14 protein-coding genes are annotated in these 14,548 nt (G+C 33.5%); 2 read left to right on the forward strand and 12 right to left on the reverse strand.

All coding sequences use genetic code 11. The annotated features are described in order from the left end of the window. Positions 1–13 precede the first annotated feature (13 nt). From pgeF to yfmF, 11 genes are all read right to left on the reverse strand, one after another. Positions 14–730 carry a peptidoglycan editing factor PgeF gene (gene pgeF, locus EXD82_RS06595; protein WP_246082021.1) on the reverse strand — a complete coding sequence of 239 codons (717 nt, stop codon included), beginning with the start codon at positions 728–730 and terminating at the stop codon, positions 14–16. Position 731: 1 nt separating this feature from the next. After that, a complete protein-coding gene (gene nrdR, locus EXD82_RS06600) occupies positions 732–1,190 on the reverse strand; it encodes a transcriptional regulator NrdR (protein ID WP_142536130.1) in 459 nt (152 codons plus the stop codon). A 110-nt stretch (positions 1,191–1,300) separates the two neighbouring features. Beyond that, the gene (gene ftsZ / locus EXD82_RS06605; RefSeq protein WP_142536131.1) at positions 1,301–2,446 is read right to left on the reverse strand and encodes a cell division protein FtsZ; all 1,146 of its coding nucleotides are present in this window, start codon (positions 2,444–2,446) and stop codon (positions 1,301–1,303) included. Between the two features lie 234 nt (positions 2,447–2,680). Then, positions 2,681–3,778: an undecaprenyldiphospho-muramoylpentapeptide beta-N-acetylglucosaminyltransferase gene (gene murG / locus EXD82_RS06610; protein WP_142536132.1), complete on the reverse strand. Its 1,098-nt coding sequence runs from the start codon at positions 3,776–3,778 to the stop codon at positions 2,681–2,683. Between the two features lie 82 nt (positions 3,779–3,860). Further along, positions 3,861–5,213: a UDP-N-acetylmuramoyl-L-alanine--D-glutamate ligase gene (gene murD / locus EXD82_RS06615; protein WP_142536133.1), complete on the reverse strand. Its 1,353-nt coding sequence runs from the start codon at positions 5,211–5,213 to the stop codon at positions 3,861–3,863. A 13-nt stretch (positions 5,214–5,226) separates the two neighbouring features. Then, the gene (gene mraY / locus EXD82_RS06620) at positions 5,227–6,192 is read right to left on the reverse strand and encodes a phospho-N-acetylmuramoyl-pentapeptide-transferase (protein ID WP_142536134.1); all 966 of its coding nucleotides are present in this window, start codon (positions 6,190–6,192) and stop codon (positions 5,227–5,229) included. Positions 6,193–6,250: 58 nt separating this feature from the next. Further along, on the reverse strand, positions 6,251–7,636 hold the full coding sequence (locus tag EXD82_RS06625; RefSeq protein WP_142536135.1) for a UDP-N-acetylmuramoyl-tripeptide--D-alanyl-D-alanine ligase: 1,386 nt from the start codon (positions 7,634–7,636) through the stop codon (positions 6,251–6,253). Positions 7,637–7,807: 171 nt separating this feature from the next. Continuing rightward, positions 7,808–8,743, reverse strand: coding sequence for a 16S rRNA (cytosine(1402)-N(4))-methyltransferase RsmH (rsmH, locus tag EXD82_RS06630; RefSeq protein WP_142536136.1), 936 nt, complete (start codon positions 8,741–8,743; stop codon positions 7,808–7,810). Between the two features lie 33 nt (positions 8,744–8,776). Next, positions 8,777–9,520 (reverse strand): prolipoprotein diacylglyceryl transferase, encoded by a 744-nt coding sequence (gene lgt / locus EXD82_RS06635; protein WP_142536137.1) that lies wholly within the window; start codon positions 9,518–9,520, stop codon positions 8,777–8,779. 13 nt (positions 9,521–9,533) lie between these two features. Beyond that, positions 9,534–10,820: an EF-P 5-aminopentanol modification-associated protein YfmH gene (yfmH, locus tag EXD82_RS06640; RefSeq protein WP_142536138.1), complete on the reverse strand. Its 1,287-nt coding sequence runs from the start codon at positions 10,818–10,820 to the stop codon at positions 9,534–9,536. Then, positions 10,820–12,097 (reverse strand): EF-P 5-aminopentanol modification-associated protein YfmF, encoded by a 1,278-nt coding sequence (gene yfmF, locus EXD82_RS06645; RefSeq protein WP_142536139.1) that lies wholly within the window; start codon positions 12,095–12,097, stop codon positions 10,820–10,822. Before yfmF ends, yfmH begins: the two co-directional genes overlap by 1 nt. A 205-nt stretch (positions 12,098–12,302) precedes the next feature. Here yfmF and ychF point away from each other — a divergent pair, with 205 nt between their 5' ends. After that, positions 12,303–13,400: a redox-regulated ATPase YchF gene (gene ychF, locus EXD82_RS06650; RefSeq protein WP_142536140.1), complete on the forward strand. Its 1,098-nt coding sequence runs from the start codon at positions 12,303–12,305 to the stop codon at positions 13,398–13,400. A gap of 57 nt (positions 13,401–13,457) precedes the next feature. Here the strand turns inward: ychF and EXD82_RS06655 are convergent, their stop codons facing one another. Then, the gene (locus EXD82_RS06655; protein ID WP_142536141.1) at positions 13,458–13,790 is read right to left on the reverse strand and encodes a winged helix-turn-helix transcriptional regulator; all 333 of its coding nucleotides are present in this window, start codon (positions 13,788–13,790) and stop codon (positions 13,458–13,460) included. A gap of 105 nt (positions 13,791–13,895) precedes the next feature. Here EXD82_RS06655 and EXD82_RS06660 point away from each other — a divergent pair, with 105 nt between their 5' ends. Then, positions 13,896–14,462 carry a flavin reductase family protein gene (locus EXD82_RS06660; protein ID WP_142536142.1) on the forward strand — a complete coding sequence of 189 codons (567 nt, stop codon included), beginning with the start codon at positions 13,896–13,898 and terminating at the stop codon, positions 14,460–14,462. Positions 14,463–14,548: the final 86 nt, after the last annotated feature.

Genomic DNA, 14,548 nt, shown 5'->3' on the forward strand with positions numbered 1-14,548 from the left:
ATTTAACACCTCATTACTCTTTTATCTCTATTATTGTACCTATCCTCTTTGATGTGGCATTATCTTTTCTATATGAAAAGAAGATATCATTTTTGCATGATGTGCATAATTCCATACATTCTATATTTGAAGATGGTATTCCGCACTCCTCAAGTATAAACTGATTAATCTTCCATAAATCAAGATAATACCTGTCTTTTTTAATTATATAAAATTTCAAGTCTTCTTTTGTAATAATTGTGTTAAATTTATCTATAAGTTCCTTTGATACCTCATAGCAACATGGTCCTATTGAGGGACCGATTATACATTTCATATCTTTTGTACTGCATCCGTATTCATTTTGCATTATGTTTACAGCATTGGCAGTTATCTTTTCATATGTGCCTCTCCATCCTGCATGTATATTGGCAACAACTCCTTTTACAGTATCTATAATTACGACTGGTACACAATCAGCAGTATATATCATAAGAGGAATCCCCTTAAGAGAAGTTACCATTCCATCGCCTTCCCTGCCTGGGATATCGTCTACACTACTAATATTATGCACAATTGAAGAATGTATCTGTTTACAGTCTTTTAGGTTAGCAATATTTATATTGTATTTATTCGATACATCTTTGATATCATTAATATTTTTTGCATCATATTTTCTTGTTGTAATAACAATATGAGCGTATCTTCCATCTGAAAAATTTATCTTTTTTTCAATACATTCTACACACATATTAATCATCCTTTTCTGTAATTATATTCTGAAGTTCACTTACAAAAGTACTCCGGTCTTTAAACTGTCTATAAACAGAAGCAAATCTTATATAAGCTACTTCATCAAGCTCTTTAAGTCCATCCATTACCATTTCTCCGATTACTTTTGATTCTACTTCACCTGAATATTTACTTTTTATATTTATTTCTATATCATGGACAAGTTTTTCTATATCTTCATTTGAAACAGGTCTTTTTTCACAGGCTTTTATTATGCCGTATTTTATCTTTCCTCTATCAAAAATCTCTCTATTGCTGTCTTTTTTTATAACCATTAATGGAGCCATTTCTATTTTTTCATATGTTGTAAATCTTCTTTTACACTGTTCGCATTCTCTTCTCCTTCTTATTGAACTTGAGTCTGAATGTCTTGAATCTATAACTTTTGATTCTCTATGCCCGCAGAATGGACACTGCATAAAATCACCACCTTTTCTTTTTATAGGTATTTATATATTATCACCAAATCTTTATTTGTCAAGCTATATGCATAAAAAAACCGGCACTGTAAAATGCCGGTAAGTTTAAATTATCTTTTTCTTCTTTTTAATATAAATTCTGGTATTTCCATATCAATATCTTTCTGAACATTTGCAGAATCATCTACATCATCAGATATAGGTAAAACCGGTTCAGCTACTGTTTCTTCAGAAACTGGCTTAGAATCAGATTCTAACTCTTGTTTAAGTATTCTTTCTGTTTCCTTCGCTTTTTTCTGCATATTCTCATCAAATCCAGTGGCGATTACTGTTACTGTAACCTCATCCCCAAGTTCTTCCTTAACGTTTGCTCCAAATATAAGATCAACTTCCTCATGACATGATTCATATATTATACTTGCAGCTTCATTTATTTCCATAAGACTTAAATCAAGTCCACCAGATATATTAAGTATTACACCTCTGGCTCCTACTATAGAAGTTTCCAGAAGTGGTGATTCTATAGCCTGTTTTACAGCCTCTATAGCCTTATTATCACCTTTTGCACTACCTATACCTATATGAGCTATACCCTTATCTCCCATTATTCTCTTAACATCTGCAAAATCCAGGTTTATTATTCCTGGTACTTTTATAAGTTCTGATACAGACTGTATAGCCTGTCTTAAAACATCATCAGCTATAGAGAATGCTTTTAACATGGACGTATTTTTCTGAACAATCTGAAGCAGTCTATCATTTGGTATAGTTATAAGAGTGTCAACTTTGTGTTTTAACTCTTCTATACCATCTTCAGCCTGTTTCATTCTCTTCTTACCTTCAAAGGTAAATGGCTTAGTTACAACCCCTACTGTAAGTTTTCCCATTTCTTTTGCCGTCTGAGCTATTACAGGAGCTGCACCAGTTCCTGTTCCACCGCCCATTCCGGCTGTTATAAATACCATTTCCGAATCTTCTATAAGTTTTATTATTTCATTTTTACTTTCTTCAGCAGCTTTTCTTCCTACATCTGGATCAGCACCTGCACCAAGACCTCTTGTAAGTTTTTCACCTATCTGTACTTTTGTTTCTGCTTTTGATCTTGCAAGAGCCTGTTTATCAGTGTTGACAGATATAAAATCAACTCCATTGATTTTTGCATCGACCATTCCATCAACAGCATTACTTCCGCCGCCACCGACACCGATAACTTTTATTTTGACCCATTCTTCTAATTCAACGTCAAAACTTATCATCTGTAAACCTCCTTTTGCATATAATTTTAATCGTTAATATTGTTTTTCAAGTCACATATCAAAATATATATTACATGCTTTACCGATTATTTTCATTCTAATATACTAGACACCATACTATCATTATATTTCTAAAAGCGAACAGTTTCAAGATATTTTTTACTTATTTTATAGGTAGAGGTTTATCTAAATATTTTTTTACATAAAAACGTTTTTGTTTTACTATTTTATACATTACATTACACTTATTATCTCATTGTATATTATATCTATTGCCTCTGGTTTTCCAGCCTTAAAGCTCGCTTTTGACATATCTGAAAGTAATTTTTCATCATTAAGTAATCTGAATACCACCTTATCCAGAACATCAGCATTCAGATCTTTTTCAAGTATTGCCACTCCAGCTCCTTTAGCCTCTATACTTTTTGCGTTGTATTCCTGATGATTTTCTGCTGTATATGCTTTAGGTATTATTATAGAAGGCTTTCCAAGAGCTGTTATTTCTGCAAGAGAAATAGCTCCTGCACTTCCTATTACTATATCACTTGCAGCTAATCCATTTGCCATATCATCAAGATATGGAACTACTCTATGATATGATTTTAACTCTATATTTTTTATACTTTCCATAAATTCGTCATAGAATCTTTTTCCTGTTGCAAATATAAATGCAACATCTTCATCTACCATATGTTTAATTACCTTTACCATTGCGGCATTTATAGTTCTTGAACCGCCACTTCCTCCATAGCATAGTACAAGTTTTTTATCCATATCTATACTAAGAGCTTTTCTTGCTGTTTCCTTATCTGCGTCTAGAATTTCTTTTCTTACAGGGTTTCCTGTAAATACAAGCTTACTTCTTCCTTTTTCCGGAAATCTTTCATGTGAATCTTCAAAACTTGTAAGAACTCTACTTACACTTTTAGAAAGTATCTTATTTGTTACACCCGGGAAAGAGTTCTGTTCATGTACAACAGAAGGTATTCCCATTTTTGCAGCATTATATAGGACAGGTCCACTTACATACCCACCTGTTCCTATTACTACATCCGGTCTAAATTCCTTTACTATTTTTCTTGTCTGAGAAAGACCTTTTATAAGCTTAAATATTCTTTTTACATTTTCAAAATCTATTTTTCTATGGAATCCCTGAACTGTTACAGTTTCAAGTCTATATCCATTTTTAGGAACTATTTCAGATTCAATTCCGTTTTCTGTCCCAACAAAAAGTATTTCCGCATCCGGATTATGTTCTTTTATCTTGTTTGCTATTGCGATTGCAGGATAAACATGACCACCTGTACCGCCACCTGATAATATTACTTTCATATCTGATCTCCTGTATTTTTATTTTCCTGTATAAAACATTAGACAGTGACCGCCCCAAATATGGAAACAGCCACCGTCTGTATTAAAGTCCTCTTACGTTATTCTTGAAGTCTTTTCCTCTATCTTCAAAACATTTGTACATATCCCAGCTTGCACAGGCAGGTGAAAGAAGAACCACATCTCCTTCTACTGAAATCTCAGCAGATTTTTCTACTGCTTCTTTCATATTATTCACCATATATATATCGTCTATACCATGTCTTAAAGCTGTTTCCTTTATTAATTCAGCTGTCTGTCCCATAATAACAAGTGTCTTGACATTTTTCTTTGCTATTTCAAAAAGTTCATCAAAACAGCTTCCTTTGTCATATCCACCAGCTATAAGAACTATCGGCTTTTCATAAGCCTGTACAGCCTTTATTGTAGAATCCGGATTTGTTCCCTTTGAATCATTTACATACATTACCCCATCTACAGTATCCACATATTCAAGTCTATGCTCCACGGCTTTGAAAGTTCTTAGAACTTCCTTTATGACTTCTGTATCTATACCTGATACATAGGCCATAGCTGCAGCTGCCATACAGTTTTCAAGATTATGCCCCCCTGGAAGAGACAGCTCTTCTACCGGCATAAGAGTTATTTTCTTATCTATATCAATAACTATATTTCCATCTTCTGTATATACACCGCCAGATATTTTTTCTTTTCTTGAGAAAAATACAACTTTTGCTTTGCATTTACTTGAAAGATTTCTCGCTATCTCATCATCATAATTAAGAATACAGAAATCATCTTCTGTCTGATTCATAAAAACTCTGGCTTTTGCATCTATATAGTTTTCCATAGTATGATGTCTGTTCATATGATCTTCAGTTATATTTAGAACAGCACTTACCTTTGGACAGAATTTATCTATACTTTCAAGCTGAAAACTGCTTAACTCTGTTACAAAACAGGCATTTTTATTTGAATTATCTACTGCCTCTATAACAGGATTTCCTATATTACCGACAATATAAGTTTCTTTTCCCGCTTTTTCAAAAATCTCGCCAGTAAGGCTTGTTGTAGTTGTTTTTCCATTTGTACCTGTTATTCCAACAAAGTATGGCTCATCAGCAAGCTGATATGCAAGTTCAACTTCGCCTATCATATATATACCTTCAGATTTTATCTTTTCTGTAAAAGGCATATCAAGTGGTACACCCGGCGATACAACCACCATATCTATATCAGATATATCCTCGGGATGCTTTCCAAAGATATACTTTATTCCCTCTATATTTTTTATTTCGTCCAGAATATCAGCAAGTTTATCTTCACTCTTTATATCATTTACTGTTATTTCTGCTCCATGTTTAGCAAGGCTTTTTATTGTAGCTACTCCTGTTTTAGCAAGCCCCACAAGAAGTACTTTCTTTCCTGAAAGTTCCATTTTTTATTCCCCCTTAGAATGCTGCAAATACACCTATCCAGCACATAACAACTGTAACAGCCCAGAATACAAATACAACTCTTGTCTCCGGCCATCCGCACTGCTCGAAATGATGATGCAGCGGTGCCATTTTAAATATTCTCTTTCCTGTTTTTCTAAAGTATGTAACCTGTATTATTACAGAAAGAGCTTCTGCAAAATATATTATACCAACAATCGGTATAAGAAGCACCGAATTTGTAAGAACTGCAAATGAAACTACAGCTCCCCCAAGTGCCATAGAACCTGTGTCACCCATAAACACTTTTGCCGGATATGAGTTGAAACATAGAAATCCTATACATGCACCTGCAGTTGCAGCAGAAAGAAGACCTACATCGCTGTTTCCTGCCACCATATATGCAAATAACATAAAGAATAGAGATACAATTACTGTAACTCCAGATGCAAGACCATCAAGTCCATCTGTAAGGTTTACGGCGTTTACTGTACCGATTATTATAAACATCATTATAGGTATATATAGTATTCCTATATCAATCGTCATTTCAGTAAAAGGTATCATTATCTGAGATGCATCTGCTGCAGATGTATACTGATAAAAAGCTACATAAAATGAAATTGCTATCTGGAATGCTATCTTCTGCCATGCTCTAAGACCAAGAGATCTTTTCATTTTGATCTTTATAAAGTCATCCAGGAATCCGACAAGTCCGAATCCCAGCATACATATAAGTCCAACCATCATATCAGAGTCAAATCTTCCTCTGAATAAAGCTGTTATAAATATCGCCACTATAAACATTATTCCACCCATAGTAGGTGTTCCATTTTTGGCAAGATGCGACTGTGGCCCATCATCTCTTACTGTCTGACCGAATTTAAACCTTCTTAGCATCGGTAAAAACACTGGTCCTATCGCTACAACGATTATAAATGAAATCATCATAGTAATAGTTATATTTTTTATATCCAACATATAAAAACTCCTTCCGTTATCTTCTCACGACTTTTTATTATATCACGTTATTGTATTATTAGCGATTTTTTTCAGATTTTTCTTTTGCTACAGTTACAAAATCCTCAAATTTCATTCCTCTTGAAGCCTTACATAAAACTACATCTCCGTCTTCAAGTATACCATCAAGAAATTCTTCAGCATCTTTTTTGGATTCGAAATGATGTGAATTTGATTTACTGAATCCATTTTTTTCTGCTTCCTCATTTATGAATTTGGAATCTTTTCCTGCTGTTATAAGTATATCTGCATTACCTGGACATGAAGCTCCTACTGTTCTATGCCCATATTCGGCATGTTCACCCATTTCAAGCATATCACCAAGTACAGCAATTCTTCTTTTTCTGTATCTTCCAAGTATATCAAGTGCAGCTTTCATAGAATCCGGACTTGCATTGTATGCATCATTTATGACTGTAAATTCTCCATACTTTTCTATATCAAGTCTCATGGCAGTTGCACTGAAATTTTCAAGACCTTTTCTTATAGTATCCATATCAAGTCCAAGTTTATAACCTGCAGCTATAGCAGCCATTGCATTTAGTATGTTATGTTTCCCTACTGTAGGTATGTATATTTTTTCATCATTTCCATAAACATTGCACACAAACTCTATACTATCATCATTTATTATATAATCAACACAGTATATATCATTATCATTTCCAAATCCAAATGTAACAAGACCATACTCATGTTCCTCGTCTTTGAGTTTTCCAAGGAATTTATCATCTCCATTTACTATAAGAGTATTACCTTCTCCAAATCCTGTTGTTATCTCCATTTTTGCTTTGAAAATACCTTCCTGTGATCCAAGATTTTCAACATGAGAAAGTCCTATATTAGAAATTATAGCTATATCAGGTCTTACAATGTTGGCAAGATATTCGATTTCTCCAAACCCAGACATTCCCATCTCTATTACTGCACATTCGTGACTTTTTTCAAGATTGAAAAGAGTCAGCGGCACACCGAAATGGTTGTTAAAGTTCTTCTCGTTTTTAAGAGTTTTCATTTTAGCCGATAAAACAGCATATACCATATCTCTTGTAGTCGTCTTTCCTACACTTCCTGTTATTCCCACAAAAGGTATATCAAATTTTTTTCTATAAGAAGCTGCGATTTTACCAAGCGCCTTTGACGTTTCTTCAACCTCTATTACATTTATTCCTTCTATATCCGGAGTTCTTCCTTTGTCTACCATAAAACATCTGCATCCTGAGTCAGCTGCCGATTCTATATATTTATGACCATCATTGTTTTCTCCATCTATCGCTGTAAACATAAGCCCTTCTTTTGCCTGTCTACTGTCTATAACTATACCGTTTATTTCATCATCCGGACATCCTTTAGTTATTTTACCGCATGATGACTCTGCCAGTTCGTATACTGTCAGTTTTTCCATTATGTATTCCTCCTAACTGAGAATATATATTTTAATATAAAAATTCTATCAATAAAGGCAATGTATCAGAAAACACATTGCCCATAATAAAATTCAGCATTTATAATTATATACCAAATTATATATTTTTTGAACCCGTTTTTGGCTACAGCTTTGTAACCCTTTAAAAATCTATTTTTTTTCAGCTACTCTAAGCTTTGCACTTCTAGATCTCGGATTCATTTCAATTTCTTCTTTTGACGGCAGAATCGGCTTTCTCGTTATGACTTTTACTTCAGATACTTTATCACACTGACAGAATGGAAGTTCCGGTGGGCATACGCAATCAAGCGAAAGGTATCTGAATTCATTTTTTACTATTCTATCTTCAAGCGAATGGAATGTTATTATACATATTCTCCCACCCGGATTCATCATAGAACATGCGTCATCTATCATCTTTGTTATTACTCCAAGCTCATTATTTACTTCTATTCTTATAGCCTGGAAAGTTCTTTTTGCAGGGTGAGGACCATCAATTCTCGCTTTCTTTGGAATAGCCTTTTTTATAATATCTACAAGTTCTCCTGTAGTTTCGATAGGTTTTTCCGCTCTTTCATTTACTATGAACTGAGCTATTCTCTTTGCCCAGTTGTCCTCACCATAATTTTTTATTATCTCTGCAAGTTTTTCCTCTGAATATGTATTTACAACATCATATGCAGAGAAATTTCTTCTTATATCCATTCTCATATCAAGAGGTGCATCCTGCATATATGAAAAACCTCTGTCCGCTTCATCAAGCTGATGAGAAGATACTCCTAAATCAGCAAGTACACCGTCTATTTTGTATACTCCTATTTTTTCGAGTTCCTCTTTTATATTTTCAAAGTTGCTGTGAACAAATCTGACTCTGTCTGAATACTCTGCAAGTCTCTCTTTTGCAGTCCGTATAGCATTTTTATCCTGATCAAATCCTATAAAAAGGCCTTTTTCAGAAAGTCTTTTTACTATTTCCTTTGAATGACCTGCTCCCCCCATAGTACAGTCCACATATACACCATCGGGCTTTATATTAAGATTATCAATACACTCATTTAATAGTACCGATACATGGTTAAACTCCATAACTTCCTCCTGTTTTTGTATATAAAATTTATTCTACTCTACTTTTGTATTTTTCCTCTTCATAAGATATATATGAAGGACAACACCGATTACAATTCCAGCCAGACTCACAAGCTGAGCAGTTCTAAGAGGGCCTATCATAAGGCTGTCAGTTCTCAGTCCCTCAATCATAAACCTTCCGATTGAATATACAATCAGATATGTTGTTAGAATCTGTCCATCGTATTTTTTGTGTTTTCTCATATAAATCATTATAAATGCAAATAAACATACATTCCATATAGATTCATATAAAAAAGTTGGATGAACCTTCATTCCATCTACAGTTATAGCCCATGGAAGATCAGTAGGACCTCCATGCGCCTCTCCGTTTATAAAATTTCCCCATCTTCCTATCGCCTGTGCAAGAGGAAGACCTGGTATCGCTGTATCTGCAATTTTAAAAAAGTCAAGTTTCTTTATTCTTGTATATATATATGCAGTTGCTACACCACCGATTATACCACCGTGTATTGCAAGGCCGCCTCCTCTTATATCGAGTATCTCAGCCGGATTTGCAGAATAATAATCCCAACTGAATATTACATAATAAAGTCTTGCACATAGTACACCTATAGGTATTGCCATTATCGCTATATTTAATATATCGTCCTCTGATATATTATTTCTTTTTGCTTCTCTAAGTGCTATGAAAATTCCAAGAATCATTCCGATTCCTATAAGTACTCCATACCACATTACATCTATTCCAAAAATACTGAATGCTACTCTGTCCATATTTTTCTCCTGTCTACTGTGGTTCTATAAGAGATATAGCTCTTCTCTCTTTTACAAACTGTTCCTTTAATCTTTTTTGAACATCTTCAAGTTCGACTTTTTTTAGTACATCAAGATAGTCCAGAATATTTACTCCCTTAAATGCGTAAGACACAAAATTATTGGCAATAAATTCCATTGAATCCATATATTTCAGGAATTCACCTATTTTCTTTTTCTTCGCTCTTTCAAATCTGTCCTCTGATATTCCTTCTTTTTGGAATTTTTCTATATACTGCTCTATCTTTTTAAATACCTCTTCAGGATTTTCACTCTCTCCGGAAATAAGAGTAAATGCATACTCAACTTCAGAATAAAAACCTCCATAGAAGTTATCGTTTATAAGCCCACTCATATAAAGTTCATTGTAAAGTTCTCCGGCTGAACCAAATATAATATCACATATTATATCACTTTCTACCTCTTTTTTTAGAAGAGCTTCTCCTCTCAGATTCACATCTACATCTTTGTATCCTATATTAAATTTAGGCATAGATATCCGATATTTTTCTGTTATTCTTTCCTCAGCAATATCCTCCGGTTCATTTTCTTTTATTCTTACAATCTCTTTAGAAAGAGCTTTTATATCGCTGTGGTTTGCTTTTTTAACAGCCTCTATAAGTTCATCCCATTCAAGGTCTCCTTCTACGAACAATACCATATTTGAAGGGTTGTAGAATGTATTATAGCATTTATAAAGTTCCTCTGGTGTTATTTTATATATACTATCCACATCACCGGCTATGTCTATTCTTACGTTGTGTTTTTTATACATAGCCTTCAGACAATTAAAATATACCTGCCATCCCGGGTCATCATCGTACATTTTTATTTCCTGTGCAATAATTCCCTTTTCTTTTTCTACATTTTCCTCAGTATAATATGGAGTCTGCACATAGTCTATAAGATGATTCAGACACTCATAGAAGTTTTCTGTAGCAGAGAAAAGATATGCTGTCATATTAAAGTTCGTAAACGCATTTGCACTTGCTCCGTATTCCGAGAAAAGATCAAATGCATTGCTTTCATCCGGCTGCTCAAACATTTTGTGCTCAAGAAAATGTGCTATTCCCTCATTTACTCTTATCGGTTTATCTTCACCCTCAGGAATAAATTCAAGGTCATTTGAACCAAAGTCTGTAGCCAGTACAGCATATTTTTTCATGAATCCTCTCTTAGGCATAAAATATACATCTAAACCATTATCAAGTTTTTCATGATAAAGTTCTTCTTTTATTGTATTATTTACTATCTTCTCCATTAGTTTTCCTCCCCTTCATTATTTCTAAGGAAGTAGACTGTATCTTCTTCTATTCCTTTCATAGCGTCAACTATATCTTCAACTGTTACATTTTCTATAGCTTCTATTATTCCATCAAGAGTATTTGATGTATTTCCGAAAATCTGTGAATATACAAATTCAGACAGACCTCCTATTCCATCACATCCCGCTCTAAGTCCATTTATAAGAGCTTTTTTTGTATTTGTAAGCTCTTTTTCGCTTATATCGCCATTTTTTACACTCTCAAGATTTTCCTTTATAAGTCTCTCTGTTTTTTCAAAGTTTTCAAATTCTATACCAGCTGATATAAGCATAATTCCCTTATATTTTTCAACTGTTGGAAATACATAATAGCATAGACTTTCTTTTTCTCTTACATTTGTAAATAGTTTTGAATGCGGACCGCCACCAAGTACATTACATCCCGCTGCAAAAGCGTAATACTTCTTGTCCATATAATCTATATTAGTTCTATACCCCATGACAAGTTTTCCCTGAGTTATATCCATTTTTTCTACTACTCTTTTTACTTTTTCCGGATGTTTTATGAAATCTTCTCTTTCAAGAGATTGATTATAATTTCTTTCCATAGAAAATGCACTTTTCACTTTTTCCTGCATTTTGTCCACATCAAAATCGCCCTCTATAACAATATCAACTTTTGATTCATTTATAACCTTTTTGTAGTGATTATAAAGATTCTCAGGTGTTATAGCTTCTACATCTTCTATCGTTCCAGTTGATGGTATACTATATCTTTCATCCTCACACATTATTTTTATGCATCTTTTGTGTGCATATGCTCTCTTGTCATTTATTTCAGCCTTTATTCTATTTTTCAGATTTTCTTTTTCAAGGTTTACATACTCTTTTTTAAATCCACCATCTTCAACAAGAGGATCAAGTATAAGATTTTTAAGAAAATCTATAGACTCAGATGTTATATCCTCATCCGCATATCTTTCGCTTATATTTATAAGTTTGAACGATATTATCTGTCTTTCCCCATTTTTTGTTGTATTGGCAGCCATTGCAGCACCATATAATTCATCCAGTCTGTCAGCAATATCTTTCATAGACGGATATTTTCTACATCCATCAGCAAGTACTTCAGGAAGTATCGCATTCATTGAAGCCTCTTTTTCGTCAAGTTTTCTCTGTATATATATACTCATAAGATTAGACTTGAATTTATCTGTTTTTATAAGTGTAAGATCTATCCCTTCTGAGACAGATACTCTGATTACATTTTCCATATTCTACCTCCACTTCAAAATATCATATACAATATTATAACCTTTATACCCATATGTGAACATACTAAAATATCTCAGTATATACTGATTTTATTTTACACATAAGTATATTCTGTTGTATAATAAGTCTGTATGTCAAATTATGATAAACGTGCAGATTTATTATCTGTTATCGAATAAATTTTTTAGAGAGGACGATTGTTTTATGAAATTAGGTATAGTAGGTTTACCAAACGTAGGTAAAAGTACACTTTTCAACGCTATAACTCAGGCCGGTGCAGAATCTGCAAACTACCCATTCTGTACTATAGACCCTAATATAGGTGTCGTTTCAGTTCCTGATGAAAGACTTACAAAATTAAAAGAGCTTTATAACTCAAAAAAAATAGTTCAGACAGCTATAGAATTCTGTGATATAGCTGGTCTTGTAAAAGGAGCATCAAAGGGAGAAGGACTTGGAAATAAATTCCTTTCAAACATAAGAGAGGTTGATGCCATAGTTCACGTTGTAAGATGCTTTGAGGATCCAAACGTTGTGCATGTAGACGGTTCTGTTGATCCTCTAAGAGATATAGAAACTATAAACCTTGAGCTTATATTCTCTGATATAGAAATACTTGAAAGAAGAATAGCTAAGACTACAAAAGCTCTTAAGGCTGATAAAAAACTTCAGGGAGAACTTGATCTTTTAAATAGTCTTATGGCTACTCTTGAAGATAATAAAAATATAAGAACTATGGAATTCGACGAAGAAACTGAAGCTTTTGTTAAAACACTTAACCTTCTTACTTCAAAACCTGTTATATATGTCGCTAACGTATGCGAAGAAGATCTTGCAGACGACGGTGCTTCAAATGCAATGGTTCAGAGAGTTAGAGAATTTGCTGACACTGAGTCTTCAGATACAGTAGTTGTATCTGCTCAGATAGAGGCTGAAATATCAGAGCTTGAAACTGAAGAAGAAAAGAAAGAATTCCTTGAAACTTTAGGACTTGAGCAGTCAGGACTTGATAAACTTATAAAAGCTTCTTATCACCTTCTTGGACTTATATCTTTCCTTACTGCAGGTGAAATGGAAGTCAGAGCATGGACTATAAAAAGAGGTACTAAAGCGCCTCAGGCTGGTGGAAAGATACACTCTGATATAGAGAGAGGTTTCATAAAAGCTGAAACTATTTCTTATGAAGACCTTGTACAGTATGGTACAATGGCAGCTGCCAAAGAAAAAGGTGCTGTTAGACTTGAAGGTAAAGAATATGTTGTTCAGGATGGAGACGTTATACTATTCAAATTCAACGTATAAGACTGTCATAAATTCAATTTATTTATACAAAAAGACGGAGAATGCTCTCCGTCTTTTTTAATTCCTGTTATTTTCACCCCAAATACACAATAAATCCAATATCTCCATAAGAGATTTTCCTTTTTCACTCAGACTGTACTCCACTTTAGGTGGTATCTGATTGTATTCTGTTCTTATTATGAGACCATCTTTTTCGAGTTCTTTCAGATTGTTGCTCAATGTTTTATCAGATACTTTTTTTATATATCTTTTTAGTTCATTAAATCTTACAATTTGAAATTCCATTAGACAGTATAAAATTACCATCTTATGTTTTCCAGAAATAAGCGATAATGTATAACTGAATCCAGTTTCTTCAAAATTTGATTTTTCAATATACTTTTTTATCATTTTACACTTCCCTTTAAGATAGTACTTGTATTTTTTATATTACATGCTAACATTATATATAAGAAAAATTTTTCTGTCAATTTATTATGAAAAGAGGTCGTTTTTATGAGAAAAAAAATAAATTTAACAGAAGGAATCTTTCCTATGCCGGTACTTATGGTATCAAGTTATAATGAGGACGGCAGCGTAAATGTAATGAACGCCGCATGGGGAACTATGCAGGCAAGAGACGTTGTAGCCCTTAATCTTAGTGAAGGCCATAAGACAGTAAAAAACATCAAAACTAGAGGTGCTTTTACAGTAAGCATTGCTGATTCAAGACATGTTGTAGAAGCTGATTATTTTGGTGTTGAATCTGGTAATAATACTAATAATAAGCTTGAAAAAAGCGGTCTAACAGCATCTAAATCTGATATTGTAGATGCCCCTATAATAAACGAGTTTCCTATCTGTCTTGAATGTGAATTCATAGAGTATCAGGATGATAAGTACGGATGCGGTGTTATAGGAAAAGTTGTAAATGTAACCGTAGACGAAGAGTTTGTTGTCGATGGTAAAGTTGATATTTCTTCTATAAAAGCAATTGCATTCGATCCTTATACACACGGATATTATGAAATAGGCAAAAGAGTTGGAGATGCGTTTAAAGATGGCCTTTCTCTAAAAAAATAAATATGTTTGATTAATATAAAAAGGCAATAGGTGATTATATATACACCTATTGCCTGATATTTTTTATTATAAAGTAATTTATTAAA

The organism is Peptacetobacter hominis (assembly GCF_006861675.1).
Classification (GTDB): Bacteria; Bacillota; Clostridia; order Peptostreptococcales; family Peptostreptococcaceae; genus Peptacetobacter; species Peptacetobacter hominis.